The sequence below is a fragment of the Streptomyces sp. NPDC093984 genome (assembly GCF_044764595.1).
Classification (GTDB): Bacteria; Actinomycetota; Actinomycetes; order Streptomycetales; family Streptomycetaceae; genus Streptomyces; species Streptomyces cynarae.
In genome coordinates this window covers 227,661-253,516 of sequence record NZ_JBIWIM010000006.1, presented here as the reverse complement: position 1 = coordinate 253,516, position 25,856 = coordinate 227,661, and the positions used below count along the sequence as shown (strand labels likewise).

At 72.7% G+C, this 25,856-nt stretch carries 23 protein-coding genes and 1 tRNA gene; 15 read left to right on the top strand and 9 right to left on the bottom strand.

The window, feature by feature from the left end; all coding sequences use genetic code 11:
* Positions 1–45: 45 nt before the first annotated feature.
* The 3 genes from ACIRC0_RS23080 to ACIRC0_RS23070 form a co-directional block, all read right to left on the bottom strand.
* Positions 46–1,515, bottom strand: coding sequence for a cellulose binding domain-containing protein (locus ACIRC0_RS23080; protein WP_403618474.1), 1,470 nt, complete (start codon positions 1,513–1,515; stop codon positions 46–48).
* A gap of 109 nt (positions 1,516–1,624) precedes the next feature.
* Entirely contained in the window at positions 1,625–3,022 is a 1,398-nt protein-coding gene (locus tag ACIRC0_RS23075; protein ID WP_403618471.1) for a sensor histidine kinase, read from the bottom strand.
* A complete protein-coding gene (locus ACIRC0_RS23070) occupies positions 3,019–3,723 on the bottom strand; it encodes a response regulator transcription factor (protein WP_403618468.1) in 705 nt (234 codons plus the stop codon). Before ACIRC0_RS23070 ends, ACIRC0_RS23075 begins: the two co-directional genes overlap by 4 nt.
* 120 nt (positions 3,724–3,843) lie before the next feature.
* On the opposite strand from ACIRC0_RS23070, the gene ACIRC0_RS23065 reads away from it, so the two are divergent.
* A complete protein-coding gene (locus ACIRC0_RS23065; RefSeq protein WP_403618465.1) occupies positions 3,844–4,356 on the top strand; it encodes a hypothetical protein in 513 nt (170 codons plus the stop codon).
* A gap of 35 nt (positions 4,357–4,391) precedes the next feature.
* Here the strand turns inward: ACIRC0_RS23065 and ACIRC0_RS23060 are convergent, their stop codons facing one another.
* Complete coding sequence (locus ACIRC0_RS23060; protein WP_403618462.1) at positions 4,392–5,258, bottom strand: spermidine synthase; 867 nt, start codon at positions 5,256–5,258, stop codon at positions 4,392–4,394.
* 164 nt (positions 5,259–5,422) lie between these two features.
* The gene (locus ACIRC0_RS23055) at positions 5,423–5,803 is read right to left on the bottom strand and encodes a hypothetical protein (RefSeq protein ID WP_403619074.1); all 381 of its coding nucleotides are present in this window, start codon (positions 5,801–5,803) and stop codon (positions 5,423–5,425) included.
* A gap of 353 nt (positions 5,804–6,156) precedes the next feature.
* Here ACIRC0_RS23055 and ACIRC0_RS23050 point away from each other — a divergent pair, with 353 nt between their 5' ends.
* Complete coding sequence (locus tag ACIRC0_RS23050) at positions 6,157–7,620, top strand: hypothetical protein (RefSeq protein WP_403618459.1); 1,464 nt, start codon at positions 6,157–6,159, stop codon at positions 7,618–7,620.
* Between the two features lie 178 nt (positions 7,621–7,798).
* Here ACIRC0_RS23050 and ACIRC0_RS23045 read toward each other — a convergent pair whose 3' ends face one another.
* Complete coding sequence (locus tag ACIRC0_RS23045; RefSeq protein ID WP_403618456.1) at positions 7,799–8,395, bottom strand: histidine phosphatase family protein; 597 nt, start codon at positions 8,393–8,395, stop codon at positions 7,799–7,801.
* 194 nt (positions 8,396–8,589) lie between these two features.
* Between ACIRC0_RS23045 and ACIRC0_RS23040 the strand changes: the two genes are divergently transcribed.
* The 7 genes from ACIRC0_RS23040 (at position 8,590) to ACIRC0_RS23010 (ending at position 14,953) form a co-directional block, all read left to right on the top strand.
* Positions 8,590–9,543 (top strand): phosphatase PAP2 family protein, encoded by a 954-nt coding sequence (locus ACIRC0_RS23040; RefSeq protein ID WP_403618453.1) that lies wholly within the window; start codon positions 8,590–8,592, stop codon positions 9,541–9,543.
* Entirely contained in the window at positions 9,494–10,624 is a 1,131-nt protein-coding gene (locus ACIRC0_RS23035) for a hypothetical protein (RefSeq protein WP_403619072.1), read from the top strand. Before ACIRC0_RS23040 ends, ACIRC0_RS23035 begins: the two co-directional genes overlap by 50 nt.
* Entirely contained in the window at positions 10,615–12,207 is a 1,593-nt protein-coding gene (locus tag ACIRC0_RS23030; protein WP_403618450.1) for a hypothetical protein, read from the top strand. The genes ACIRC0_RS23035 and ACIRC0_RS23030 overlap by 10 nt, the downstream gene beginning before the upstream one ends.
* A gap of 2 nt (positions 12,208–12,209) precedes the next feature.
* The gene (locus ACIRC0_RS23025; protein WP_403619069.1) at positions 12,210–13,556 is read left to right on the top strand and encodes an AAA domain-containing protein; all 1,347 of its coding nucleotides are present in this window, start codon (positions 12,210–12,212) and stop codon (positions 13,554–13,556) included.
* A gap of 213 nt (positions 13,557–13,769) precedes the next feature.
* Complete coding sequence (locus ACIRC0_RS23020; RefSeq protein ID WP_366024722.1) at positions 13,770–14,135, top strand: hypothetical protein; 366 nt, start codon at positions 13,770–13,772, stop codon at positions 14,133–14,135.
* Between the two features lie 145 nt (positions 14,136–14,280).
* Complete coding sequence (locus ACIRC0_RS23015; RefSeq protein ID WP_403618447.1) at positions 14,281–14,889, top strand: bifunctional DNA primase/polymerase; 609 nt, start codon at positions 14,281–14,283, stop codon at positions 14,887–14,889.
* A tRNA-Lys gene (locus ACIRC0_RS23010) sits at positions 14,880–14,953 on the top strand. The genes ACIRC0_RS23015 and ACIRC0_RS23010 overlap by 10 nt, the downstream gene beginning before the upstream one ends.
* 388 nt (positions 14,954–15,341) lie before the next feature.
* On the opposite strand, the gene ACIRC0_RS23005 is transcribed toward ACIRC0_RS23010, so the two are convergent.
* Positions 15,342–16,679 (bottom strand): M6 family metalloprotease domain-containing protein, encoded by a 1,338-nt coding sequence (locus ACIRC0_RS23005; protein WP_403618444.1) that lies wholly within the window; start codon positions 16,677–16,679, stop codon positions 15,342–15,344.
* Positions 16,680–17,142: 463 nt separating this feature from the next.
* Here ACIRC0_RS23005 and ACIRC0_RS23000 point away from each other — a divergent pair, with 463 nt between their 5' ends.
* Positions 17,143–19,167, top strand: a complete 2,025-nt coding sequence (locus tag ACIRC0_RS23000; protein ID WP_403618441.1) for an EAL domain-containing protein — start codon at positions 17,143–17,145, stop codon at positions 19,165–19,167.
* 91 nt (positions 19,168–19,258) lie between these two features.
* On the opposite strand, the gene ACIRC0_RS22995 is transcribed toward ACIRC0_RS23000, so the two are convergent.
* Together ACIRC0_RS22995 and ACIRC0_RS22990 are read right to left on the bottom strand one after the other, a co-directional pair.
* Positions 19,259–20,344, bottom strand: coding sequence for an LLM class flavin-dependent oxidoreductase (locus ACIRC0_RS22995; protein ID WP_403618438.1), 1,086 nt, complete (start codon positions 20,342–20,344; stop codon positions 19,259–19,261).
* Between the two features lie 353 nt (positions 20,345–20,697).
* Complete coding sequence (locus ACIRC0_RS22990; protein ID WP_403618435.1) at positions 20,698–21,429, bottom strand: decarboxylase; 732 nt, start codon at positions 21,427–21,429, stop codon at positions 20,698–20,700.
* 231 nt (positions 21,430–21,660) lie between these two features.
* Here ACIRC0_RS22990 and ACIRC0_RS22985 point away from each other — a divergent pair, with 231 nt between their 5' ends.
* The 5 genes from ACIRC0_RS22985 (at position 21,661) to ehuA (ending at position 25,809) form a co-directional block, all read left to right on the top strand.
* Positions 21,661–22,620 carry a D-2-hydroxyacid dehydrogenase gene (locus tag ACIRC0_RS22985; protein WP_403618432.1) on the top strand — a complete coding sequence of 320 codons (960 nt, stop codon included), beginning with the start codon at positions 21,661–21,663 and terminating at the stop codon, positions 22,618–22,620.
* Between the two features lie 136 nt (positions 22,621–22,756).
* Entirely contained in the window at positions 22,757–23,674 is a 918-nt protein-coding gene (gene ehuB, locus ACIRC0_RS22980; protein ID WP_403618429.1) for an ectoine/hydroxyectoine ABC transporter substrate-binding protein EhuB, read from the top strand.
* Positions 23,671–24,375, top strand: coding sequence for an ectoine/hydroxyectoine ABC transporter permease subunit EhuC (gene ehuC / locus ACIRC0_RS22975; RefSeq protein ID WP_403618427.1), 705 nt, complete (start codon positions 23,671–23,673; stop codon positions 24,373–24,375). The genes ehuB and ehuC overlap by 4 nt, the downstream gene beginning before the upstream one ends.
* Positions 24,372–25,022, top strand: a complete 651-nt coding sequence (gene ehuD, locus ACIRC0_RS22970; protein WP_403618424.1) for an ectoine/hydroxyectoine ABC transporter permease subunit EhuD — start codon at positions 24,372–24,374, stop codon at positions 25,020–25,022. The genes ehuC and ehuD overlap by 4 nt, the downstream gene beginning before the upstream one ends.
* A gap of 10 nt (positions 25,023–25,032) precedes the next feature.
* A complete protein-coding gene (gene ehuA, locus ACIRC0_RS22965) occupies positions 25,033–25,809 on the top strand; it encodes an ectoine/hydroxyectoine ABC transporter ATP-binding protein EhuA (RefSeq protein ID WP_403618421.1) in 777 nt (258 codons plus the stop codon).
* Positions 25,810–25,856 lie beyond the last annotated feature (47 nt).

Here is a 25,856-nt window from a genome sequence, read left to right as displayed (position 1 = left end):
GGTGGGGCATGCCCTGCGGGGCCCGCTCCGCGAGGCCCACGGGCACTACTTGTAGGTGCCGAACGCCTTCGAGAACGCGAACCTGTCCTGGCTGATCGAGCTGCACGTCGGGTCCGCCGTCGGCTTGGGGCCGCCGTCGCACTGCTTGTCGCGTGCGGCCGACCACATCGACAGCCAGCCGAGGCCCTTCGACTTGGCGAAGGTCACCAGTTGGGTGGCGTCGTCGACCTTGAAGATCTCGGAGGAGACGTCGTTGACGCCGATCATCGGGGTGACCGCGACCGTCTTCCAGGCCGCGCTGTCGGTCAGGCCCAGCACGCTCTTGATCTGCGCCTGCGTCGCGGTCGCCGCCTGCTCCGCGTAGGTGCCCATGTCTCCGCTGTACGCGGGGCCGTAGTCCATCGCCATGATGTTGACGGTGGAGATCTTCACGCCGTTGGACCTCGCGTCGGCGAGGAGGTTCACTCCGTCCTGGGTCAGACCCTCCGGCATGACCGGGAGCGTGAACGACACGTCCAGTCCCGGGTGTTGCTGCTGCAGCTTGGCGATGGCCCGGGCGCGGCGGGTGTTCGCGGCCGTGTTCGGCAGCGCGCCGCCCTCGACGTCGAAGTCGACCTTGGTGAGTTTGTACGCGTCCACGACCTTCCCGTACGCCGCAGCCAGCGTGTCCGCCGAGGAACAGGTCGTGGCCAGTTCCGAGCCGGAGGCGCCGCCGAAGGAGACCCGGACGTCGCCGCCCTTGGCGCGCAGGGCGCCGATCTGCGCGGCCACCGCGTCGTTGCCGAGGTCGGAGACGCCGCCCCACTTGGGAGTGCAGCCGCCGCCGTCGGTCACGAACGCCAGGTTGTAGTTCTTCACACCGGTCGCCTCGGCCGCGGCGACCAGGTCGAAGGCCGGGTAGAGGGACGTGTCGACGTACGGGGAGAAGCCGGCGTTCGTGGTGGATCCGGTGCCTGTGCCGGTGCCGCCTCCGGTGGTCTGCGTGGCGGTGGGCGACGGAGTGGCGGTCGAAGGCGGGGTCGGCGCCGGGGACGGGGACTGGGTCGGGGACTGGGTCGGGCGGCCGCTCGGCTGCGGGGGCGTGCCGTCGTCGGCGGAACACTTCGCGCCGTCGATGACACAGCCCGTCGGGTCCCCGGAGCCGCTCACGACGAAGCCGACGGTCACCGACTCGCCCGCCGCGAGGCCGTCCTTGTCCCAGGACGGCGGCTTCACGGTGACGTGCTGTCCGCTCACCGCCGACGTGCCGTCCCACAGCGAGCTGAGCTTCGCACCTGAGGGAAGGTCGAACTGGAGCGTCCAGTCGGACTTGGCCTGGCCGCTGTCGTTCGTGATCACGTACTGCGCGGTGTAGCCCGTCGACCAGGTGCTGGTCTTCGTGTACGCCGCGCCGACGCCGGCGGCGTGCGCGGTGCCGGTGACCACCAGGGCGCCACCGCCGACCACGACGGCGGCGACCGCGCCGCCGATCGCCTTGTTCCTGCCGCTGATCCCGCGCCGGTGCGCCTTGCTCATCGCGTGCCTGCCTTCGCTGGTACCGAGGGGTGGATGCGGCAGCACGCTAGCGAGCCGGTAGGGGGCAAACCGCCTGATCCGGGCGGGCGTTGAGGATCTTAGGGTGCGCTTAAGGAAGGGATCGGCGACGGTTAAAGGTAGAGACCAATATGCGGCGGCGTCTGCGGCGCACGCGGTGGCCCCGCCGTATCGGGGCGCGTCCGTCCAGCTGGAACCAGATCCGCACCTCCGTGCCGCCCAGCACCGAGGAGCCGATCCGTACGTCGCCACCGGTCGACTCGGCGAGCCGGCGCACGATGTCCAGGCCGAGGCCCGTCGAGCCGTCGCTGCCCGAGCCGCGGCCGCGGGCCATCGCCGCCTGCGGGTCGGGTATGCCGGGCCCGGCGTCGGACACCAGCACGATCACCGCGTCGTCGGCGTTGTGCACGTCGACCGCGAACGCCGTGCCCTCCGGGGTGTGCCGGAAGACGTTCCCGAGCAGGGCGTCCAGCGCTGCGGCGAGGTCGGACCGGGCGACGGGTATGCGGACCGGACGGTCGGCCCCGGCCACCCGCCACTTGCGGCCCTCGTCCTCGGCGAGCGCCGACCAGAACCCCATCCGCTCGCGCACCACCTCCGCCGCGTCGCACCCGGCGCCCGGTCCGGCCGCCGCGGTCTGCGGCTTGGCCTCGCGGGCCGTACGGATGATCGTGTCCACCTCGCGCTCCAGCTGCGCCACCGCCTGACGGGTCTGCTCGGCGGCAGGCCCGTCGCCGAGCGAGGCCGCGTTCAGCCGCAGGACGGTCAGCGGCGTCCGCAGGCGGTGGGACAGGTCCGCCGCCAGCTCCCGCTCGTTCGCGAGGAGTTGTACGACCTGGTCGGCCATCGAGTTGAACGCGACCGCCGCCGCGCGCAGTTCGGCCGGCCCGTCCTCGGGGACACGCGCCCCGAGCTGCCCCTCCCCCAGGTCGTGCGCGCCCTCGGCCAGGCGCCGCGCGGGCCGCACCATCCGTACGCCGAGCCGGTCGGCGACCGCCACCGAGCCGATGACCAGTGCGACGCCGACCGCGGCGAGCACCGCCCAGGCCGTGCCGACGCCGTGCGTCACCTCCGACTCGGGCACGTAGACCTCGATCACGGCGATCGCCCCGGAGCTGAGCGCGGTGGGCTGGAGCAGCGTGGAGCCGCCCGGGACCTCGGTGGTGGAGGCACGTCCGAGCCGGCGGGTGGCCGCGATGTCCTGGGCGGCGGCGCGCCGGCGGCCGATGTCGACCGCTTTCGTGCCGTCCCCCGCGGGGATGTGCACCGCTATCCCGTCGTCGGAGCCCGCCGAGGCGACGACCCGCTCCAACTGGTCCCGGTCGGTGGTGATGGACAGCGCGGGCGCGATCGCGGCGGCCTGCCGCTCGGCGCTGGAGAAGGCCCGGTCGCGTGCCATCTCCTTGACGACCAGCCCGAGCGGGACCGCGAAGGCGACCACCACCATCGCGGTCACCGCCAGACACACCTTGACCAGTGCCCACCTCATGGCAGTGACTCCGTCCGAGGCGGCTCCAGCTTCACGCCGACACCCCGCAGGGTGTGCAGATAGCGCGGCCTGGCGGCCGTCTCGCCCAACTTCCGCCTGAGCCAGGAGAGATGGACGTCGATGGTCTGGTCGTCGCCGTACGACTGTCGCCAGACCTCGGCGAGCAGTTCCCTGCGCGGTACGACGACGCCGGGCCGGCCGGCGAGGAAGGCGAGCAGGTCGAACTCACGGCGTGTCAGGTCCAGGGGCATGCCGTCCAGTTCCGCGTGGCGGCGCAACGGGTCGATGGCGAGGCCGCCGACCCGGATGACGGTCGGGGACCCGGCGTCGGCGGCGGCCGTGCGGACGCGGCGCAGCACCGCCGCGATCCGGGCCGAGAGGTGCTCGACCGAGAACGGCTTGGTCAGATAGTCGTCCGCGCCCGCGTTGAGCAGGCGGACGATCTCCGTCTCGTCGTCGCGTGCCGTGGCGATGATGACCGGGACGTCCGTGATGCCGCGCAGCATCTTCAGCGCCTCGGAGCCGTCCAGGTCGGGCAGCCCGAGGTCGAGGATGACGACGTCGAAGGGGACGTGCGCGACCTCGCGCAGCGCCTCCAGCGCGGTGCCGACGCTGCGCACGGTGTGTCCGGCCTCCGTCAGATGCCTGATGAGGGCCGAGCGTACGAACTGGTCGTCCTCGACCACGAGCACACTTGCCATGGGCGGCACCGTACGCCATGCGGGCCGGGCCGTTCGGGGGCTGTGGACAACTCCCCACGCCGCAACGGGAGAAACGGAACTGTGTGCGACCCGTGGGGCTGGTGAGGCAGTATGGCCGGGATGTTGAGAGGTCTCCTGCACGTACTGGCGTGGACGCTGGCCACCGGAGCGGCGGCCACGCTGTCGTGGTGGGGTGTCCACACGGTGCTGGCGGGCACCGCGTACGACCCGCCGCGCGCCCTGCCCGTCACCGCGGGCGGCGCGACGACGCAGGAGTCGAGGCCGCTCGCTCCCTCGACGCAGCGGCCGGCCCCGTCGAAGAACCCGTCGCCGACGCCGAGCACGACGAGCCCGCGGCCGACGCCCTCCAAGTCCCGGGCCACGAAGCCCAGCCCGTCCACCACCACCTCCGGCCAGGTCAAGAGCTACAACACCGCCGGCGGTCGCGTGGTCTTCGACCTCGGCACCACCTCGGCGACGCTCGTGTCGGCCACCCCCGGCACCGGCTGGTCGATGCAGGTCTGGAAGACGGAGACCTGGATCCGCGTGGAGTTCGCGTCCGGTGCCGACCGGGTGTCGGTGTTCTGCACCTGGCACGACGGTCCACCCCATGTGGAGATCGGGAACTACTAGGGCCTGGCTTTCGGAGGCGGCGGGCCCGGTCCGGTTCAGCGGAAGACCGACGGCGGGGGCGCCGGGGACGCCACCGCCGCCGCGTCCGTGACCGCCGCCGCGCCGCCCGTGAAGTCGGTCAGCGCCTTGCCGTGCTCCACTCGCGCGGGGTGCGGGTCCGAGGCGGCCCGGCGGGTCAGTTCGGCGACCGGGAGCGGGTGGCCGCAGGCGGCCAGGACCGCGTTGCCGAAGCGTTTGCCGCGCAGGACGGCCGGATCCGCGATCAGCGCGAGCTCGGGGAAGACGGCCGCCGCCGTCGAGATCTGGCCGCGCAGATGGGCGAGCGGAGGGCCGTCGGCGAGGTTGGCCGCGTACACACCGCCGTCCTTCAGCGCCCGGCGGACCTCGGTGAGGAACTCGACCGACGTCAGGTGCGCCGGGGTGCGCGCCCCGCTGAACACGTCAACTATGACCAGGTCCGCCCAGCCGTCCGGCACCTTGGCGAGCCCTTCCCGGGCGTCCGTGGAGCGCACCCGGATCCGGGCGTTCGGGTCCAATGGCAGGGCCCGGCGCACGAGTTGGACGAGCGCCGCGTCACGCTCCACGATCTGCTGGGTGGAGCGGGGGCGGGTCGCGGCGGTGTAGCGGGCGAGGGTGAACGCGCCGCCGCCGAGGTGCACGGCGTGCACGGGGCGGCCGGGCGGGGCGGCCAGGTCGATGACGTGGCCGAGCCGGCGCTGGTACTCGAAGGACAGGTACCGCGGGTCGTCGAGGTCGACATGCGACTGCGGGGCGCCGTCGATGAGGAGGGTCCAGGCGCGCGCCCGGTCCCGGTCGGGTATCAGCTGGGCGAGTCCGCCGTCGACCGCCTCGACGACGGCCTCGGTTCCCTGCCCGCGCCGCGCGTTCCGTGACCTGCCCATCCCGCCATTATCGGGGGCGGCGCGGAGGGCGGCTCACCGAGGACGGGGCCATGCTCGGCAACCCGGTCGGCCCACCGGCCCTAGCCCGGCCGGACGGGGTTCGCTTCGAGGTGGGGACGGAGGCTCACCGGCGGTCGCCGGGGCGGTCCGGCCCGGCGGGGTGCTCATCGACAGTTGTCGGCGGCCTCGATCATGCGGGCCGCCTCCCCGAGGGCCGCGCGCAGGACCGCCGGGTCCGTGGCCGGCTCCGCCTCGCCGGGCGGCAGGAGCCAGCCCGTGCCCTCGACCGGGGGCAGCGGGGCGACCAGGCTCATGCCGCGCCCGTCGGTCTTCGTGCACGTGCTGCCGGGCACGTCCCACGCGTCCGCGGTGCCGGGCGGTACCAGGAAGCCCAGGGTGTCGCAGTCGTCGTCGTGCAGGACGGGCCCGACGCAGTCGCCCGCGCCGCGGCGGAGGATGTCGACCGCCTCGAGCCCCTGCCGGGCGGGCACGGTCACGAGGTCGGGGGCCTTGTTCGGCGGTGCGGCGCACTCGGGGGCCGGCATGGTCTGGGCGGCCTGCGGCCGTGTACGGAACTCGGTGTTGTGCGGGGTCTGCGTCCCGGCATCCACAACGGAACCCTCCTCGACGGTGAGTTGGGTCGGGAGTTCGGGCGGCTCCCGGTCCGCAGGGTTCAACGCTCGGGGGCGTCAACGGCAACGGCGCAACACTGCCGCAAAGGATGGCAGTTCATGGCAGATCTCGCATGAGATATCCGGTTTGTAGCCAAACCTCGCATGACCACACCTGCGAGGAAGGTACGTTCTTGCACCGCCGGACGCAGGGAACCAACTGGCACCACGCGGACAAGCCACCCCAATCCGGCATGGTTCGACGGTTCGCACGAGAGGGCCCGGCCATGACCTCGTCCCAGACCCCCCGGCCACCACGGCCGAATGTCGCCTTCCGGCAGCTGCGCGGATCACGCTCGCCGGGCGAGTTCGCCGCGGCGGTACGGCGTGCCGCACGCGAGATCGGCGAGCGGGTCAGCTGTGACGCGCGGTACATCGGACGCGTCGAGGCGGGTGAGATCCGTTGCCCCAACTACGCCTACGAACGGGTGTTCCTGCACATGTTCCCCGGGCGCACGCTCGCGGACCTGGGGTTCGCGCCCCGCTCCGCGGTGCGCGGTCGAGGGGCGCGCAGTGCCGACGAGGCGCCCCCCGCACACACCAACCGCCGTCCGTATGCCTCCGATGAGCACCGGAAGGCATACGAGACGTATCACCCATCAGACACCTACGAGTCGCACGAGTCGTACGGCACGCACGCGTACGACGCACAGAACCACGAGGAGAGCGACGTGCAGCGTCGCGCATTCATGACCGGCGGCACCGTGACGGTGGCCGCCGCCTCCCTGGGCCCCTTCGGGCTCACCCTCGGCGGGCCCGCAGCGGCCGCCGAACGCCCCGTCCACCGTGCGGGCTCGTCCGAGGCGAGCGCGCTCGAGGAGGCCGTACGCAAGATCCGCCTGCTCGACGACCGGCACGGCGCGGACGGCCTGTACCGGCGCGCGGCGGCCCCGCTGCGCGCCGCGTACGCGCTGCTCGACGCGGGCACGACCCGGCAGACGGTCGCCGACCGGCTGTACTCGGGCGCGGGTGAACTGGCCATCTCGGTGGGATGGCTGGCGCACGACTCCGGGCGTTACGACGACGCCCGCTCGCACTACGCGGAGGCGCTGGCGACGGCCCGGATGTCCGGGGATCCGGGCCTGGAGGCACACGCGTTCTGCAACACGGCGTTCCTCGCGCGCGACGCGGGCCGGCCGCGGGAGGCCGTACGGGCGGCGCAGGCGGCCCAGCGTGTCGCGCGCCCGCTCGGCTCGCACCGGCTGATGTCGCTGCTCGCCCTCAGGGAGGCGGGCGGCTGGGCGGGACTCGCGGACCGGGCGGGCTGCGAACAGGCGCTCGCACGGGCGCAGGCACTCTTCGAACGGGGGCCGTCGGACTCGGACCCCGAGTGGATGACCTTCTACGGCGAGGCCGAACTGGAGGGCCTGGAGGCGCAGTGCTGGTCGACGCTGGGCGACTGGGCGCGGGCGGCCCGGCACGCACGGCGCGCGGCGCAGCTCCAGGATCCGCACTTCACCCGGAACACCGCCCTGTACACGGCCGAACTGGCCGACGACCTGGCCCGCGGGGGTCGTCCCGACGAGGCGGCGCAGGCCGGTCACCGCGTGCTGGACCTCCTGGACCAGGTCCAGTCCTCCCGTGTCCTGACGATGCTGGCGGGCACGGCGAGGGTACTGCTGCCGCACCGGCGGGCGTCGGGGGTGTCGGCGTTCCTGGACCGGCATGCGTCACTGCCGCGCACGGCATAGCAGGGCCGTCCGCCGCTGCGGGCAGTCGTGCCTGCCCCGGTGCCTCGACGGCCTGGGAGGCACCCCCGGGGGGGGCGGCACGGGTGGGCGCTGGGGCCCCCTGCTCGAAGAGCTTGGGGGAGGCACCTCGCACCGCCGAGCTGCGAACCCGGCCCCCGGCCGGCGACGGCACCGGGCGCTACCCGGCCAAGTGCCCCAAGTCGTTCCACGACTCGATCGCCGGCTCCCCGTAAGCCCACCCGAGCACCGAAAGCGACGTCGGATTCAGCCGTATCCGCGCCGCGAACTCCAGCGGCAGCCCCAGCCATCGCGCCCCGATGGACCGCAGGATGTGCCCGTGTGCGAACACCAGCACGTCCCGGTCCTCCGACCGCGCCCAGGCCACGACCTCGTCCGCGCGCGCGGAGACCTCCGCAAGGGTCTCCCCGCCGGGCACGCCGTCGCGCCAGATGAACCAGCCCGGCCGGATCTCCTGGATCTCGGCCGGCGTCATCCCCTCGTACGCCCCGTAGTCCCACTCCATGAGCGTGTCCCAGACGCTCGCCCGCTCACCGAACCCGGCGAGTTCGCAGGTCTCACGCGCGCGTGCCAGCGGACTGGTGCGCACCTCGACCCCGGGCAGCCCGTCGAACGGCGCCCGGTGCAGCCGGTCCCCGAGCAGCTTGGCGCCCCGCCGTCCCTCCTCCAGCAGCGGCACATCGGTCCTGCCGGTGTGCTTGCCGGACAGCGACCATTCCGTCTGTCCGTGCCGGGCCAGCAGGATGCGCGGTGCCATGGGAGACCTTTCCGGGAGAAGTGAGCAAGGACGTCACTCCATCATCGCCCACCCCTTCCCGGGGCAACCCGGGGGGCGATCTCTGCGTCTTTGAGGGCCGGGGCGCCCCACGAAGGCGGGCGCCCGCACCGTAAGGTGGCACGACCGGAACGCCGGGAGCCGCGACCAGGAGCAGAAGGGGGAGGGCGAATCGGATGCCGCAGGCCGAGACACCAGGCATCGGGGTGGGCCCGCTGACCCGGCTGCGCTGGTGGACCGAACTGCCCCTGATCCTGGTCGTGTACGCCTCCTACTCCGCGGGCCGGCTGCTCGCGCGGGGCGACGTCGCCGGCGCCGTCGACCACGGCCTGGCGATACTTCGTCTGGAGAAGCTGCTCCACATCAACGCCGAGCATCCGCTGAACCGTCTCTTCACCCGCGAGGCGTGGCTCGGCGTGCCCGCCGACTTCTGGTACGCGTCGCTGCACTACCTGGTCACCCCCGCGATCCTGGTGTGGATCTTCAGGCGCCGCGCGGAGCACTACCGGGCGGCCCGCACCTGGCTGATGACGTCCACGTTCATCGGTCTGATCGGCTTCTCCCTGCTGCCGACCTGTCCGCCGCGCCTGCTCTCCGCGGGCCACGGGTTCGTCGACACGATGGCGCAGTACAGCTCCTACGGCTGGTGGGGCGGCGAGGCGAGCGCGCCGCGGGGCCTGGGCGGCATGACGAACCAGTACGCGGCGATGCCGAGCCTGCACGTCGGCTGGGCCCTGTGGTGCGGGGTGCTGCTGTGGCGGCACGGCCGCTCGCGCTGGGCCAGGGTCGTGGCGGTCGTGTACCCGCTCGGGACCACGTTCGTCGTGATGGGCACCGCGAACCACTACCTCCTCGACGCGGTCGCGGGGGTCGCCGTCATGGGCGTCGGCTTCCTGCTGAGCCGGCCGGTGATGCGGGCGGCGGACGCGGTCAGGGCCTGGCTGCGGGCGCGGCTCGCGCCGGTCGCGGAGCCCTCGTCCGCCGCAGGTTCCCCAATTGTCAGTGCCGGATGCCAGACTTCGGCGGGTGAGCGAATTCCCCGACAGCCCCTCTCCCGCCCCGGGCCGGGAGCCGAGCCGGGTGCCGCTCCCGCGGACGCGGGGGACGGCGCTGCGGCAGCGGCTCGCTGAGCTGCGCGGGCCGTCCGTACCGCCCAGGGCGCTGGACGCGCGCGCCCTCGCCGCGCTCGCCGCGAACCCCGGGTGCCGGCGGCGCGCGCTGCTGGACGGCGCCGGGGTGGACAAGGCGGCGCTGGCGGGCGCGCTGGGCGCTCCCTCGGGGTTCGGCCAGTCGCAGTTCGCCTTCATACGGGGCAACGCGTTCGAGGCCCGGGTCAAGGCGGACGGCGGTGCGGAGCTGCTGCGTCTGGTGCGCGAGAAGCTGGACCCGACCGCCGACGCCCCTGAGGGGGCCCTCGTTCCGGACCTCGCCGCGGTCGGCCCGGAGGGGCGCGCGGCGCGTACGGCGCTGGCGTTGCGCGAGGCCACCGAGGCGCGCGGCTGGGCGCTGCTCGACCACCCCATGCTCGCCCTCGACGTGGCGGGATCGCCCGCGTTCCTGGAGCCGGACGCGGTGGTGGTGCACCCGGACGGCAGCTGGACGGTCGTGGAGATCAAGTCCTTCCCGCTGCTCGACGGTTCGGCGGACCCGGCGAAGGTGGGGGCGGCCGCGCGGCAGTCCGCGGTGTACGTGCTGGCGCTGGAAGAGGTCGCGGAGCGCCTCACCCCCGCACCCGTCGTGCGCCACCGGATCCTGCTGGTGTGCCCGAAGGACTTCTCGAACCTGCCCACCGCGTCGCCTGTCGACGTCCGCAAGCAGCGCGCGGTCACCCGCCGCCAGCTGGCCCGTCTCACCCGCATCGAGGAGATCGCCGACGCCCTGCCCGAGGGCACGTGCTTCGCGCCGGACCTTCCGCAGGAGGAGCTTCAGGCCGCGGTGGAGTCGGTCCCGGCGACGTACGCGCCGGAGTGCCTGGCCGCCTGCGAGCTGGCCTTCCACTGCCGTGACCGCGCCCGGGAGCAGGGCGCGGTGGCGGCCTTGGGCCGGTCGCTGCGGGCCGAGCTGGGCGGGCTGACCACGGTGGACGACATCCTGGCCGCCGCCCACGGCAGGGCCGGGGACCCGGACGACCCGGCGGTGGCGGCCCTGCGCCGGGCGGCGCGGCTGCGGGCGGAGGCCCTCGCCGGACGGGAGGGCGCCGTATGTCCCTGATCACCACCCTCGCCCGCCTGGAGGCCGTGCGGACCGGCCGCGCCCAGCCCGCCGCCACCGTCCGGCACCGTCACCTGTCCGAGCGGCCCCTCGTCTTCGTCCCGCTCATCACCGCGGGCGAGGCCGGGGCACCGCTCGGCGCGCTCGTCGGCACCGACCGGGACGACCCCCGGCTGCTCGTGGTGCCGCAGCCCCGCGACCGCGACCTGAGGTTCGCGTTCCTCGCCGAACTCGCCGACGTCGTCCTGCCCTACATCGATGCCCACGCCGACACCGTGGAGCCCGCCGAGCGCACCGAGACCGACCCGGAGACCGGCAAGCGCGTCAAGGTGGAGGTCGAGCTGTGCGCCGACGCCCCGCAGCTGATCGTGCCGAGCCGGGCGGGCATCGACTTCGTACGGCTGCTGGGCCGCTCCATGCGGTTCCGCCGCACCGCCGAGCAGGACCCGGAGACCCCGCACCCGGCGCCCCCGCGCGTGCCGCTCCTCGGCCGCTGGCTCACGCACTTCGGCGAGCGTGCCCGCGTCCCGGGCTCCTCCCTGCTGCTCGCGCTCACCGATCTGCTCGGGCGGCACTGGGCGACCGGGCAGTCGAACCTGGAGGACCAGCACCTGGGCGCGCTGCTCGCCTGGATCGACCCGCCCGAGGGCACCTCGGGCGCGGACGCCGCGCTCCGCGCCGAGCTGGCCCGGGACGCGGACGGCCAACTGCTGTGCCCGCCGGCCGGACCGGCCACCGACCCGGCGTTCGACAACAAACTGCTCGCCCCCGCGATCGAGCGCTACGACCGCGCACGTACCCGGCTCGCCGCCGCCGAGGACGGCGTGGAGGCGGACGACCGCTTCGGTGAACTCACCGCCGCCGAACGGGAGATCCGCGCTCTGGTGGAGAGCCGTACGCGGCCGACCTGGGACGCGGTGTGGCAGGGGCTGGACCTGCTGCGCGCGTTGCCGGAGGGCGCGCATGTCGAGGACCGCTGGACGCGCGACCGCTGGTCGTTCACCGGGCACCGGGACCGGGTGGCCGCCGGGGAGCCGCCGCAGCCGCGCCACGACGACGCGGTCACCGCGGCGAACAAACTCGCCACGCGCGAGCGCGAACAGGCCCGCCTGGACGCCCAGGAGGCACTCGACGACCCGCTCGTCATGGCCGGGCGGCGGCTCGCCGGGGAGGCGTTCGCGGGCGAGGTCACGGAGGTCGTGATGGCGTACAGCGAGGGCAAGCGCCCCAGCCCGCGCCCTCTGGTGACCGTACGGACCGAGGACCGGCCGCACCTCGGGGAGCGGACGAAGGTGTACCGGTCGCTGGGCGGGAAGCCGCAGGCGGCGGAGTTCGTGGGCCACGAGGGGGACGGCCTGCTGGTCCTGCGCATCGTCGACAAGATGGGCCGCGGCAAGGAACCGGAGGCCGGGTCGGTCCCCGAGAAGGGGGACCACGTGTGCTTCACGCTCTTCGAACACGAGCAGCGCGGCGGGGCCAAGCTGCCCGACCCGGAGGACACCCCGTGGACGCACGGCGGGCCGCCGGGTGAGGGCGAGGCCGTACCGCAGCCGGATCCGGTGACCGAGGAGGACGTGCTGTGACCGTGTTCGCCCCGCCGGGCAGGGACTTCGACCCGGGAGCCGCGGCCGCCCGGGCCACCGAGGCGATCCTGCGCGACACGCTGCACGGCGCGCACAAGGGGGTCGTCGTCGACTCGCCGCCGGGCGCCGGGAAGTCGACGCTGGTCGTCCGCGCCGCACTCGAACTCGCCTCGGCCGGGCGGCCGTTGATGGTGATCGCGCAGACCAATGCGCAGGTCGACGACCTGGTGCTGCGGCTGGCCGAGAAGGAACCGGGCCTCCCCGTCGGACGGTTGCACAGCAGCGACCCGGACCCGTACGACAAGGCGCTCGACGACCTGCCGAACGTTCGCAAGTCGGCCAAGGCGGGCGACCTGGCGGGCCTGGACGTGGTGATCTCGACCGCCGCCAAGTGGGCGCACGTCAAGGACGTCGAGCCGTGGCGGCACGCGATCGTGGACGAGGCGTACCAGATGCGCTCGGACGCGCTGCTGGCGGTGGCGGGCCTGTTCGAGCGCGCGCTGTTCGTCGGCGACCCGGGGCAGCTGGATCCGTTCGCGATCGTCGGCGCGGAGCAGTGGGCGGGGCTGTCGTACGACCCGTCGGCGTCCGCGGTGACGACGCTGCTGGCCCACAATCCGGAGCTGCCGCAGCACCGGCTGCCGGTGTCGTGGCGGCTGCCGGCGTCGGCGGCGCCCCTGGTGTCGCACGCGTTCTACCCGTACACGCCGTTCCGCAGCGGTACGGACCACGGGGACCGGCGGCTGACCTTCGCGGTCGCGTCGGACGGCTCGGGTCCTGACCGGGTGATCGACGAGGCGGCCGAGACCGGCTGGGGGCTGCTGGAGCTGCCCGCCCGGCACACGCCGCGGACGGACCCGGAGGCGGTGCGGGCGGTCGCCATGGTCGTACGGCGTCTCCTCGACCGGGGCGGTGCGGCGCTGTCGGAGCGGGCGGAGGAGCCGGTGCCGCTGACCGCGGACCGGATCGCCGTCGGCACCGCGCACCGGGACCAGGCGGCGGCGGTGCGCTCCGCGCTGGCGGACCTCGGGGCGCCGGACGTCACGGTGGACACGGCCAACCGGTTGCAGGGCCGGGAGTTCGATGTGACGGTGGTGCTGCATCCGCTGTCGGGCCGCCCGGACGCGACGGCGTTCCACCTGGAGACCGGCCGCCTGTGCGTGCTGGCGTCCCGGCACCGGCACGCGTGCATCGTGGTGTGCCGCGCGGGGGTGACGGAACTGCTGGACGACCATCCGTCGACGGAGCCGGTGCAGCTGGGGGTGACGGTGAAGTTTCCCGACGGGTGGGAGGCGAATCACGCGGTGCTGGCGCATCTGGCCGAGCACCGGGTGGCGTGGCGCCCGTGACCGGGCCCCGGCCGGGGTTGACCCCCGCTTCGGCCTGCGGCCTCGTCCTCCATCGCCGGTCGGGCTGAAATTCAGCCTCTCCGGTGTTTGAGGAGCAGGGGTTCCCGGGGGCGGCGCACCGCTCACATCCCGGCGCCCTTGCGTCGGCGCGCGACAATGGACGGTGGCCCACCCGAACCGGGCGCCATCCGAACCGTACGAGGAGGACAAGACATGGCGGAGCCCACGCCGCGTCGGAACGAGCCGCGGCTACGCCCCGCGCCCTTGCTCTTCGAGCCCGCGGAGGCGGCCTCCGACCCTGAACACTTCTTCGACCTGGAGTCGATCGACGACCCGCGGGCGCTGCTGGCGCGGGCCACGGAGCTGACGCAGGCGTTTCGCGCGGCCACGGACCGGGCGGTGGAGTACCAGGCGATCGCCGCGGCCCAGCTCGCCGACCCGCGCCGCTTCGACCGGCTGACCCCGGCGGCGATCGCCGAGCAGGCGGAGTGGACCGAGGACTACGCGAAGAAGATGGTGGAGTTCGGGCGGGACCTGCTCCGCGGGGTGGACTCGAACGGACCGGAAAGCCTGGGGTGACCAGCCCGGCGCCCCGCGGCGCCGACGACATCGAATGATCATGCGGCATATGCCCGGCCGCACCTTACCCCCTCTCACACCCTTCTGTCCCCGTTTTCCGCAACCCACGGAGACCGACCGCTCACGCCCGGTAGATCTGACTCCCATGAGCAGTCGAACGCCGTCCATCGAAGCCTGTCGCGACGTCTGCGGTGTCACCTCCGAGGGCGCCGCCTGGCTCGCCTCGGAGGGAACGAATCCGCGCAGCACCCTCGCCCTCTGGGCGGATCGCCCCACCGCCCCGGTGGTCCTGCCGTGCGGCACCGCGTTCGACGTCGTCAACACACCCGCGATCTTCGGGCGGCGGATGCTCGACCGGCTCTGGGACGAGGGTCCCGGCTCCGGACCCGTCGCCGTCCACAGGGGCCGCACCCTGCTGTTCACGGCGCCCGGCACGGCCCGGCGGCTGCCGGCGCTGCTCGACTGGGAGGAGTGGGGAGGCCGTACGCCCGAGATCCCGCCACTGTTGTGCCACGGGGTCGGCGACGCGGTGACGGTGCCCGCCGTTCACCCGGCCGACCCCGCCGCCACCAGGCTCGACTCGCGCTGGCTGGTCGCGCCCGACACCCGTCGGCCCTGGCTGCCCGGACCGGAGGTCGTCCTCTGGGCAGCCGTCCGAGCCGCCCGCGCGGCGGCCTCCGACCCCGTACGCATATCGATTTTTCCTCCCGCCGACCAGGGTGCTAAGGTCTACGACGTCAGCAGGCGCCGCTAGCTCAGTTGGTTAGAGCAGCTGACTCTTAATCAGCGGGTCCGGGGTTCGAGTCCCTGGCGGCGCACGATGGCGATGGCGAGGCGTGTTCGCGAAAAGCGCGAACCTCCTCGCCATCGTTGTTTCTGCGCGGCTTCGCCGCGCATTGTGGGGGCTTCGCCACCCACACCCCCCTTCAGGTCGGCTGACGTCGCCGCCTGGCGTGCACGGCACCCGACCGGCATACGTCCCGCCCCGGGGCTCGCCCCGTTGTGCGGCGAAGTGCAGCACATCTGGGTTTTCTGTCGCACTCCGGGAGACACAGGTCCCGCCGACCGCGACGACCTCCACGCCGCCCCCACCGGCCACACGCCGCTGCCCACCCTCCGACCGCACGCCGCTGAACCCACCCGGCGTGCAGGCGGGACGCGACCACGCCCCGAACCCCGGGCACAACGCAGCCCACCTGCAACCCCTCACCCCTTGATGACCCGCACAGTCCACCCCCCAGAAGCCGTCCTCCCCTCCACCTCCACCCGCACCCCCTCCCCCGGCACCGTGAAGGTCTCGCCCTCCCGGATCGGGGCGTCCGCCAGAGGCGGGTACACCGACGTGCCGGCGCAGGCCGAGCTGTGCGGGTGGGCGTCCAGGACCTCCACCGGCCCACCCCCGGACTCCGTCTCACCGCGCACCCGATAGACGAGGACCCCCTGGGTGCAGGCCGCGCTGTCGTTGCCCACCGCCCCGCGGGCCTCGATGGCCAGCACACTGTCCGGCCCCGTCCGCACCACCGCCAGCTTGGTGCCGTGCCCCGACCCGAACGCCTCCACCCCTCGCGCCAGCGCACCCGCCGCACCCGCGCTCACCGGTACCTGCGGCACCCCGGTCGGCCCCGCGGCCACCGGCTCCAGCGTCAGCCGTGTGCTGCCCGGAGCCCGTACGCACACCACCTGGCTCTCGTCCAGCCACCCCAGCTTCCACTTGTGCCAGGCGAAGAGATCCGGGGCCAGTCCGAACTGGCTGCCCATGAGGTCCCAGTCGCCGACGTAGGTGTCCCAGTCCCCCTTGCCGTCGGTCGGACGGTGGTACAGGTCGGGCAGGTCGAACACATGGCCTGTCTCATGGGCGAGGACGAGCTGGTCCGGCGGGTGCTTCTCGAAGACCGTGACCACCCGGCGGATGTCCCTGCCGTCGGCCCGCAGCGGGGTGTCCAGGTTCACCACCTTCGTGGCGTCCGAGTCGACGCCGGGCGCGTCCGGGTCGGCCACGAGGTACACGACGTCGTACCGGGAGAAGTCGACGTCCTTGTCCGCCGCGGCGAGCGCGTCGCGCAGATAGGTGGCCCGGCTCTCGATGCTCCAGTCGCGCCGTATGGCGTAGGAGGTGGACGGGTGCGGCATCCGGATCCAGTGGTCCACCGGATGGGGGCGCAGCGCGAACCGGCCATAGGACGCACGTTCGAAGAACCGGCTGGTGGCCGGGAAGTAGTCACCGGTCAGCTCGGTCGGCGTGGTCGCCGGTGTCGCGTCCGGGAAGGACAGGAAGACCAGGACCGCGTCCAGCGCGCGGGTGGGGCGCGTGTAGGCGGCGTTCCAGGTGTCGACACCCTCGGAGTGGTGCGCCCGGCTGCGGGCGATCTGGCAGGCCGCGGCCAGGGGTTCGGCCAGCGCGGGGCCCGTCACGAGCGAGGTCGCGACCAGCGCGGTCATCGACGTGGCGAGGGCCGCGCTGCTGCGCAGGACGGGCGACGCGCCCCAGGCGAGCCCCTTCAGGGTCTCGCGGGTGAGCCCCGTGAGGGGGAGCGGACGCGGCACGTCGACCTCCGGGTGCGGTTCTCGGAATCCACTCCCAGCCTGGTCTTACTTGTATGACTACGTCCTGTTTGTCTGCCCCGGAAGGGTGAGAGGCCATCAGCCAGGGGATGAGCCAGGAGGGGACCGCGACGGCCGCGGGAGGGGCAGTGCGGAGCGGGAGCGCACGACGGCGCACGAGCGCCAAGGGGGCGGCCGACGTGCGCCGACGCCCCCAATACTCACGGAACGTCACAGCCATGGGCGGCCTGATGGACCGGGCTCCGGCACGGGCAGAAACGATCTGTCAGAACACGTGCTCGTCGCGGGACACTGGACATCGGCTGGAAGGCCTTTGGGTCAGCCTCTATGATCGGCACACTTTCCTGCACGAACACGGCTTGTACGGCCGCCCACCTTGCGGCCGTCGACCCCGACGAGACCCAAGAGATCCGTACGAAGAACGAGTGCACTGCGGGAGCGAGCGGTGAGCGGAACGTCCGATGGGCCGGCGCCCGCGGCAGACCTCGTCGGCCCGGCCATCACAGAGAGTTACGACACCACGTCATCCGGTACGTCCCAGCCATCACCTTTTTCCGACGACCCACCCCTCACCTCCGAAGACCGACTCCTGACCCCGCCCGTCGACGCCCCCTCCCCCACCACGTCCGTCGACGCGCCATCCCTCACGCCGTCCGTCGACGCACCGCCCCTCACCCCTGCCGTCGACGCACCGCCCCTCACCCCTGCCGTCGACGCACCACTCTTCACGCCGTCCGCCGGGCCCCAACCGGTCTCGTTCGGCGCCGCGTTCACCGCCGCGCCGCTCGCCATGGCGGTCGTCGACCGGGAGGGCCTGGTCGTCACCGCCAACGAGACGATGGGTTCACTGCTCGGGACCGGCGCGGAAGCACTGGTCGGCAAGGTCGCCGCCGACCTGCTGGACCTGTCCTCGGACGCCCGCACCTGGCACGCCTACCGCGAGGTACTGCGCGGACGCCAGGCCAAGCTCCGCTGCACACGCCGCGTCAAACACCCCGACGGGCACTCGCTGTGGGTCCAGGTGACCGTGACGCCGCTGCCCGAGGCCGAGCAGGCGGTCCTCCTCTCCGTCGCCGACATCAGCGCCCGCCGTGAACTCCAGGCCCGGCTGCGGCACTTGCAGATGCATGACCCGGTGACCCGGCTGCCCAACCGGACGCTGTTCTTCGAACGCCTGTCGGCCGCGCTGGAGGCGGACTCGTACGAGGAGAGCGGCACCGGCCGGATCGGGCTGTGCTACCTGGACCTCGACGGCTTCAAGGCGGTCAACGACACCCTCGGCCACCGCGTCGGCGACCGGCTGCTCGCGGCCGTCGCGGAGCGCCTGACCCACTGCGCGGACGAGGCGGGACACGGGCGGCCCACCACCCCCCTGGTGGCGCGACTGGGCGGTGACGAGTTCGCGCTCCTGGTGGAGGACTCCACGGGCACCGAGCAACTGGCCGAACTGGCCGAGTCGGTGCTCAAGGCGATCCAGGAGCCGTTCGACCTCTCCGGACAGCGACTGTCGGTGTCGGCGTCCATCGGCGTCGTGGAGCGGCACGCGGCCGGCACGAGTGCGACCGGTCTGATGCAGGCGGCCGATACGACGCTGTACTGGGCGAAGGCCGACGGCAAGGCCCGCTGGACGCTGTTCGATCCGGAGCGCAACGCCCACCGGATGACCCGCCAGGCGCTGTCCTCGGGGCTGCGGCCGGCCATCGAACGGGGTGAATTCGCCCTGGAGTACCAGCCGTTGGTCGGCATGGAGGACGGACGGGTGCGCGGGGTGGAGGCGCTGGTGCGCTGGCATCACCCCCAGTTCGGCACCTTGACGCCGAATCGGTTCATCGGACTGGCGGAGGAGGACGGCTCGATCGTCCAGCTCGGGCGCTGGGCGCTGAAGACGGCCTGCCGCCAGGCGCGCCGCTGGCAGCTGGAACGCCCCGACGAGCCGCCGCTCTTCGTCAGCGTGAACGTGGCGGTGCGTCAGGTCTGGGACTCGGACCTGGTGGCGGACGTGGCGGAGACCCTGACGGAGACCGGACTCGCCCCGCATCTGCTCCAGTTGGAGCTGACCGAGTCCGCGGTCATGGGATCGGCCGGCCGTCCGCTCCAGGCGCTCCAGGCGCTCAGCGAGATGGGGGTGCGCATCGCGATCGACGACTTCGGCACCGGGTACTCCAACCTCGCCTACCTCAGCCGGCTGCCGGTGTCCGTGCTGAAGCTGGACGGGTCGTTCGTCCGGGGTTTCCAGTACGAGGGCACGGACGCGCATCCGAACCCGGCCGACGAGGTCATCGTGGAGGCCATGATCCAGCTCGCCCACCGGCTGGGCCTGACGGTCACCGCGGAGTGCGTGGAGACCTCGGCCCAGGCCACCCGCCTGCGCCGCATCGGCTGCGACACCGGGCAGGGGTGGCTGTACTCACGCCCGGTGCCGCCGGACCGGATCTCGGAACTGGTCGAAGGAGAAGGGTGCCGCAAGTGAGCCCGTCCGGCATTTGAGGACGAGGCCGTTCAGGCCGAAGGGAGGTCTGGGGGCGCAGCCCCCAGGGACGGCGCCCCCGGCACCGGGAACCTCAAGCCGCCGCGGGCAACCCGTACGCGTTCGCGATCAGTTCGTACGACCGCAGGCGTACGTCGCCGCTGTGGGCGTTGGACGTGAGCATCAACTCGTCGGCGCCGGTGCGCTTCTGGAGGTCGTCCAGGCCGGAGCGGACCTCGTCCGGAGTGCCGTGGACGACGTTGGAGTTCCAGGACCCGATGAACTCCTCCTCCATGGGGCTGAACTCGTGCGCCTCCGCCTCCTCCGGTGTGGGGACGAGGCCGGGGCGGCCCATGCGCAGCCGCAGCATGTTCAGGGCGGCGGCCCGGACCTGGCGGCGGGCCTCCTTCTCGTCGTCGGTGGCGAGCGCGGAGACGCCGATGAGGGCGTACGGCGCGTCGAGGACCTCGGACGGGCGGAAGGAGTCGCGGTACAGGTCGAGCGCCGGGATGGTGTTCTGCGCCGAGAAGTGGTGGGCGAAGGCGAACGGCAGGCCGAGCATGCCGGCCAGGCGGGCGCTGAACCCGGAAGAGCCGAGCAGCCAGACCGGCGGCCGGTGCGGGGACTGGACGCCGCCCGGCGAGGTGGCCTGGACGGGGCCCGGGACCGCGTGGATACGGGCGTAGGGGTGGCCGTCCGGGAAGTCGTCGTCGAGGAACCGGGTCAGCTCGGCGAGCTGCTCGGGGAAGTCGTCGGCGCCCTCGTTCAGCCGGTCGGTGCGGCGCAGCGCGGCGGCCGTGGCGCCGTCCGTGCCGGGGGCGCGGCCGAGGCCCAGGTCGATGCGGCCGGGAGCCATGGCCTCCAGCGTGCCGAACTGCTCGGCGATGACCAGCGGGGCGTGGTTGGGCAGCATGACGCCGCCCGAGCCGAGCCGGATGCGGTCGGTGTGGGCGGCGAGGTGGGCGAGGATCACCGCGGGCGAGGAGGATGCCACGCCCGGCATGGAGTGGTGCTCGGCGACCCAGTACCGGTGGAAGCCGCGGGCCTCCGCGAGCCGGGAGAGGGCGACGCTGGTGCGCAGGGCGTCGGTGGCGGTGGTGCCCGCGCCGACGGTGACCAGGTCCAGTACGGACAGGGGGACGGGGGCGGTGCCCTGTGCCGTGCCTCGGATCTCGTCCACTGCTGTGCCTCCTGCTTGAGCGTCGCGTCTCTCGCACGGCTAACAGGAGACGGTCTCCGGTTATTCCCGCCACGCCCCGGGGATCTCGGTGCCGGAGATCCCCACCCTGAAGCCCCCACCCGGGAGCTCCAGGCCCCCAAGACCCCGGTCCCGGAGGCCCTCACCCCCGAGCTACAGGCCCCCAAGAGCCCGGTCCCGGAGGCCCCACCCCAGAGAATCAGACTCCGAGACCCCGGGCCGGAGGCCCCCACTCCCGAGCCCCCGCGCCCGAGACCCGGGCTCGGAGCCCCCGCGCCCGAGACCCCGGCCCACGCAGACCCCGGCCCCGCGGATCCCCCGCTCCCGACAACCCCCTACACCTGCACCACCGGCTCCCTGGTGAACAGCGTCCCCAGGCTCGGCGCGTTCACCCGGCGGTCTACGAGGCGCAGTGCCTCCCACACCGTGACCTGGTTCGCCGTGAGGACCGGTTTGGCCAGGTCCTTCTCCAGGGCCGTCAGGTGCGCGGCCGTGTGGAGGGCGGTGTCCGGGATCAGGACCGCGTCCGCGTCGGCGTGGTCGCCCGCGCGGGCCAGCGCCAGGACCTCATCGGCGCCCCATGTGGCCACCTGTGCCGCCGCTCCGGCGTCCGCGCCGTGGACCGCGACCACCTCCGCGCCTGCCGCGCGCAGGAAGGAGGCGAACTCCTGCGCCACGTCGTCCGGGTACGTCGCCGCGACGGCCAGCCGCCGCGCCCCGATCTCCCGCACGGCGTGCACGAAGCCGAACGCGGTGGACGACGCCGGCATCCCGGCGGTGCGCGCGAGGGCGCGCACCTGCTCGTGGGCGCCCTCCCAGCCGTGCAGGAAGCTGGCGCTGGTGCACGCCCACACCACCGCCTCGGCGCCCGCGAGCCGCAGCTCCTGAGCGCTCGAGGCGAGCCGCTGCGGCGAGCCCATCTCCCGGAGCAGATCGGCGCGGTGCGCGTCCTCGCCGACATCGGTGTGCACGAGATCCACCCGGATGTCGCCGGCCAGCAACTGCTCGATGCGCGGATAGTCGTCCTCGGCGAAGTGGCCCGGGTAGAGGAATCCGAGTGCGGTCATGCCCAACCTTCCTGTTCGTCCGGCGGTACGGGTCCCGGTGTGCCGCCGCGTCGAGCAGAGCCTGCCGGTGACCCATGGCGCGGGTACCCAGGTGAGGCGGAGCCGTCCCCCTCATCACCTGGTCGGTCGTGTTGACGGCACCGTGCCGGGGTGCGACCGTGGTCGATCCGCGCACGTCGGACGCCCCGTCGGCCGCTGTCGGCCGCCGCCGAACTCGAGGAACGGTTCCGCATGACGGCTTCCACGCCCGGCCCGACCGTGCTGGTCCTGGACGGGGACCCGCTCCTTCGGCTCGGCCGGCTCACCGGCAGGGCGCAGATCGAGCACGTGGACGCCTCGAAGCTCGCCGCGCGGCTGCCGTCCGCGGACGTGCTGCTGGTGTGGGACGTCGCCTCACGGGCGGTGCGCGACGCCTGGCCGGGCGAGGGGCCGCGCCCGCGCTGGGTGCACGTCGCGAGTGCGGGAGTCGATCATGTGCTGTGTCCCGAACTCGCCGCGTCCGGTGCGGTGGTGACGAACGCGCGCGGCGTCTTCGAGCGGCCGGTCGCCGAGTACGTGGCCGCGCTCGTCCTCGCCCTGGCCAAGGACCTGCCGCGCACCTGGGCCCTGCAACGGGAGCGGGAGTGGCGGCACCGGGAGGCGCTGCGGGTGGCGGGCACGCGCGCGTGCGTGGTCGGTTCCGGACCGATCGGGCGAACGATCGCCCGTACGCTCAAGGCGCTCGAGGTGACCACGTCGATCGTGGGCCGGGTGCCGCGCACCGGCATCCACGGCGCGGCCGACCTGGACCGGCTGATGGCCCGCGCCGACTGGGTGATCGCGGCGGCGCCGCTGACCGAGCAGACGTACGGCATGTTCGACGCCCGCCGCTTCGGCGTCATGCAGCCGTCCGCCCGGTTCATCAACGTGGGGCGCGGGCAGCTCGTCGTGGAGGAGGCGCTGGCCGAGGCGCTGACGAAGCGGTGGATCGCGGGCGCGGCCCTCGATGTCTTCCGGCAGGAACCGCTCGGCCCGGACAGCCCCTTGTGGCAGGTGCCGGACCTGCTGGTGTCCCCGCACATGAGCGGTGACACGGTCGGCCGTCAGGAGGAGCTCGGCGCCCAGTTCCTGGCGCTGTACGAACGCTGGGCCGCGGGTAAACCGCTGCTGAACGTGGTGGACAAGAAACGGGGATACGTTCCCGGACACTGAGCCGCCGCCCCGTCGCCGTCGCCGTTGGTCAGCGCCCCGGCCAAGCGAAACGGCGGCCTCCGGTTAGGGCCGCCGAGCACGATCGGGGCCGGAACTGGCCTGAATACATCGCATGGTCCCGGGTAGCTGCGCGCCCATGGCTCCCCCACGGACGAATGCACGGACGTACGACCCGGGGCAACCCGGAACCACCCGCCGGTCGCTGCTCGCCGGTGTCGCCGCGTTCGGCGCACTGGGCGCGGCCGGCTGCAGCCGGGTCGCGGCGGCGTCGAGCACGCCCGGCGGCGACCTGCTCAGCCGGCTCAGGGCCCAGGGCGTCGTCCGCCTCGGCATCGCCGGCGAGATCCCCTTCGGCTACATCGACAAGAACGGCCGTCTCACCGGCGAGGCCCCCGAGCTGGCGAGGGTCGTCTTCAAACGGCTCGGCGTCGACCGGGTGCAGCCCGTGCCGACCGAGTTCGGCTCGCTGATCCCCGGTCTGAACTCCCAGCAGTTCGACGTGGTCTCCGCCGGGATGTACGTCACGCCGGAACGCTGCCGGCAGGTCATCTTCGCCGCCCCCGACTACCGGATGCTCGACGCGTTCATCGTGCGCAAGGGCAATCCGAAGGGCCTGCACGACTACAAGGACGTCGTCGCGAAGAAGGCGAAACTGGCCACCGGCACCGGGTACGCGGAGATCCAGTACGCCGTCGAGGCCGGCTACAAGCAGAGCGACATGCTGATCGTGACGGACCAGGTGGCCGGCCTGAACGCGGTGGAGGCCGGCCGCGTCGACGTGTTCGCCGGCACCGCGCTGACGGTCCGTGAGGTCGTCAGGAAGTCGAGCAAGGTGGAGGCGACCAGGCCCTTCGCACCCCTGGTGAAGGGCAAACCGCACGTCGACGGCGGCGCCTTCGCGTTCCGGCCCACCGAGACCCGGCTGCGGGACGCCTTCAACGCCGAGCTGAGGAAGATGAAGGCGAGCGGCGAACTCTTCCGGATCCTGCGCCCGTTCGGCTTCACCGAGGCCGAGATGACCGACATGACCGCGAAGGAGCTCTGCCGCGGATGACCTCGGGACTGTGGGAACTCGTACTGAAAGGCGTCTGGACCACGATCCAGCTCCTGGTGCTCGGCGCCCTGCTCGCGACGGCCGTCTCCTTCGCCGTCGGCGTGGCGCGCACCCATCACAGATGGATCGTCCGCTTCCTCGCCGGCTTCTACACCGAGGTGTTCCGCGGCACCTCCGCCCTGATCATGATCTTCTGGGTGTTCTTCGTGCTGCCGCTCGCCTTCGGCTGGCAGCTGGTGCCGATGTGGGCGGGCACCCTCGCGCTGGGTCTGACGTACGGGGCGTACGGTGCGGAGATCGTGCGCGGTGCCCTGAACTCCGTGGATCCCGCGCAGCGTGAGGGCGGGATCGCGCTGAGCTTCACCCCGTGGCAGCGGATGCGGAAGATCCTGCTGCCGCAGGCGGTGCCCGAGATGATCCCGCCGTTCTCGAACCTGCTGGTCGAACTGCTCAAGGGCACCGCACTGGTGTCGATCATGGGCATGGGCGACCTGGCGTTCAGCGGCAACCTGGTGCGGCTCGCACTGCAGGAGAGCGCGCAGATCTACACCTACGTCCTGCTCATCTACTTCCTGATCGCCTTCCTCCTCACCCGGCTGATGCGGGGCCTGGAGCGCCGCCTGAAGGCCGGCGTCGGCAAGGCACCGCGGCCCCGGCCCCGGGTCGCCGTGCGGCAGCCGGTCGGAGGTGGTGTCCGATGACCTGGGACTGGGGCGCCGTCCGCGCCTTCATGCCGCACTTCTTCGACGGCCTGCTCGTCACCCTGGAAGCGCTGGCCCTCGGCTCGCTGATCTCCTTCGCGGTCGGTCTGGTGTGGGCGCTGCTGATGCGCACACCGACCCGGTGGGTGCGCTGGCCGGTGGGCATCGTGACGGAGTTCATCCGCGACACCCCGCTACTGGTGCAGCTGTTCTTCCTCTTCTACGTGCTGCCCGAGTGGGGTCTGGCCTTCTCGGCGCTGACCACCGGTGTCGTGGCGATCGGCCTGCACTACTCCACGTACACCATGCAGGTCTACCGGGCCGGTATCGACGCCGTGCCCCCGGGCCAGTGGGAGGCGGCCACGGCACTGAGCCTGCCGACGCGGCGCACCTGGGCGGCGGTGATCCTGCCGCAGGCGATCCGCCGGGTCGTGCCGGCGCTCGGCAACTACGTGATCGCGATGCTGAAGGACACGCCGATGCTGATGGCGATCACCGTCCTCGACATGCTCGGCCAGGCGCGGCTCTTCTCCCAGCAGCACTTCCAGTTCACCGAGCCGCTCACCGTGATCGGTGTGGCCTTCGTCCTGATCTCCTACCCCGCCTCCCTCCTCCTGCGAGCACTGGAGCGACGCCTTGTCCGCTGACACGCCCCTGATGAAGCAACCCGACGCCCATGCCGACCCGCAGGCGGCCTCCGGCGAGCTGATCCGCCTGGAGAAGGTCACCAAGCGGTTCGGTGACCACACGGTCCTCGACCGGCTCGACTTCTCCGTCGACGCGGGCCGGCACGTGACGCTGATCGGCCCTTCCGGCTCCGGCAAGACCACGATCCTGCGGCTGCTGATGACCCTGACCAAGCCCGACGAGGGCACGATCACGGTCGGCGGACAGCGCCTGTACCCGGCGCCCGAGAAACAGGTCCGGGAGATCCGCAAGAACATAGGGATGGTCTTCCAGCAGTTCAATCTGTTCCCGAACATGAAGGTGCTGCGGAACATCACCGAGGCCCCGGTGACCGTGCTCGGCCTGTCGAAGGACGAGGCGGAGGAGCGGGCACGCGAGCTGCTCGACCTGGTCGGGCTGAGCGACCACCTCGACAAGTACCCGAGCCAGCTCTCCGGCGGCCAGCAGCAGCGCGTGGCGATCGCCCGCGCCCTCGCGATGCGCCCGCAGGTGCTGCTGCTGGACGAGGTGACGTCCGCGCTCGACCCGGAGCTGGTCGCCGGGGTCCTCGACGTGCTCCGCGACATCGCGCACAGCACGGACATCACGATGCTCTGTGTGACCCACGAGATGAGCTTCGCGCGGGACATCTCCGACCGGGTCCTGATGTTTGATTCCGGCCACGTCATCGAGGCCGCTCCCCCGGACAAGATCTTCAGCGAGCCCGAGCACACACGCACGCGGGAATTCCTCAGCGCAGTGCTGTGACTACAGGAAGTGAAAACGGCGGCCCTCTCCAGGTCGTGGCGCATGGG